The following is a 1,760-nucleotide window of genomic DNA, read 5'->3' on the forward strand; positions in this document are numbered from 1 at the left end:
TCAGAAAGGGATAGATATGTTCAGAAAGTTATTGTTGTTACACAAAAAAACGCTGCTGCTGGCGACACTACTCAGCGTGCTGAGTGCGCTGGCTGGCATCGCGGTTATTTCACAGGTCAATACTGAAATTGGCCGGCTGGGGGGCGGCAGCACGGACTGGGCCGGCGGCGTGACGGTGTTTTTGGCGCTGCTCGCTGGTTTCTTGTGCACCGGCGTCTTGTCGCAGTATATGTTGACCCGGTTATCGGTTCGAGTGCTCGTCAGCATTCGCGAGCAGATGATCCAGCGCATTCTGGCGACGACTTATCAGCAAATTGAACACATCGGGGGGCACCGGGTACTTGCCACTCTGACCAAAGACATTGAAGCGCTCACGGCGACGCTCACATCGTTGCCGCATATAGCGTACAACTTTGCGACTGTGGTTTTTTGTCTGGCCTATCTCGGGTATCAGTCTTGGCAGCTATTTCTGTGGGTGTTGCTGGTACTGTCTGTTGCCGTCGTGGTGATCCAACTCATGATGGCGGTGGGGATCCGACGGTTTCAGCAAGTCCGTGAGCTCGACGACGAACTGTTTCGCAATTTCCGGGCCTTGATTGATGGTGGCAAAGAACTCAGCATCAATTTCAATCGCAAACGTTTTTTTTATCAGGCGGTGGTGCAGCCCAATATTGACGAGATCCGACAACGGACAGTGTCCGCCCATCTGGTGTTTATTTTACTGAACAACTGGGCCAGTTTGATGCTGTTTCTGGCGCTGGGTTCTGTGGTGTTTGCCGCACAGCGTTTTTTGCCACAGCTCTCGACGGAGATCTTAGTCAGCTTTGTGCTGACGCTGATTTATCTGGTCGGTCCGCTGAGTGTGTTGCTGAACAGTTATTCCGTGATAGCGGAAGGGGTTGTTGCGGCTGAGAAAATTGAAAAACTAGCCTTGGCACAACATCAGATCAGTTTGGCGCAACCTGTATATCCGACGGCGGATTGGCAGCAGTTGCAGATCAGTCAGGTCTGTTATACCTATCCGCATGGGGATGATTACAGCTTCAGTGTCGGCCCTGTTGATTTGACTATTCAGCGCGGCGAAGTGATTTATCTGATCGGCGGCAATGGTTGCGGCAAGTCGACCTTTGCCAAGTTGTTATGTGGTTTATACAGTCCCGCCAGTGGCAGCCTCAGCATTGACGGTCGCTCAGCTAGTCAAGATCTGGATTGGTACCGGAGCCATTTCAGTACCATTTTTTCTGATTTTTATGTGTTTCCGCAAGTGCTCAACGCTCGCGGAGAACGGGCTGCTGACGACGACATCCGCCGCTATCTGCAGCAATTGCAGTTGGCTGACAAAGTGCAAGTCAAGGATGGCGTGTTATCCACCACTGAGCTATCGCATGGCCAGCGCAAACGACTGGCTCTGCTGTTAAGTTACATGGAAGACGCGCCCATTTACCTGTTTGACGAATGGGCTGCCGATCAGGATCCGTACTTCCGCAACTTTTTTTACACCGAATTACTGGCACAGCTCAAAGCGCAAGGCAAAACCGTGTTTGTAATCAGCCATGACGATGCTTATTTCGGCTGTGCCGATCGGATCATCCGCTTTGACCAAGGGCAGGCTGCAGAAATCTGCGTCAGGCAGATCGAGCAGATACGGCCTGTGATGAATATAGCGGCCGCTCGCCAGATCGAGCCGGCCTGATTGTTCGTTTTTTAGCAGCATGAAGCGAGCTTTGTGCTGCATGACCGATTGAAATGGAATGCAAATA

Annotated in this window: 1 protein-coding gene; it reads left to right on the top strand. The window is 51.8% G+C overall.

What is annotated here, in order from left to right:
* The first annotated feature begins 16 nt into the window (after positions 1 to 16).
* Positions 17 to 1,693: a cyclic peptide export ABC transporter gene (locus AC53GJ_RS21210; protein WP_496730399.1), complete on the top strand. Its 1,677-nt coding sequence runs from the start codon at positions 17 to 19 to the stop codon at positions 1,691 to 1,693.
* Positions 1,694 to 1,760: the final 67 nt, after the last annotated feature.

The organism is Rheinheimera sp. B2H12 (genome assembly GCF_059620065.1).

Coding starts and splice junctions, on each gene's coding strand:
- AC53GJ_RS21210 (WP_496730399.1), top strand. CDS start 17: ATGTTCAGAAAGTTATTGTTGTTACACAAAAAAACGCTGCTGCTGGCG.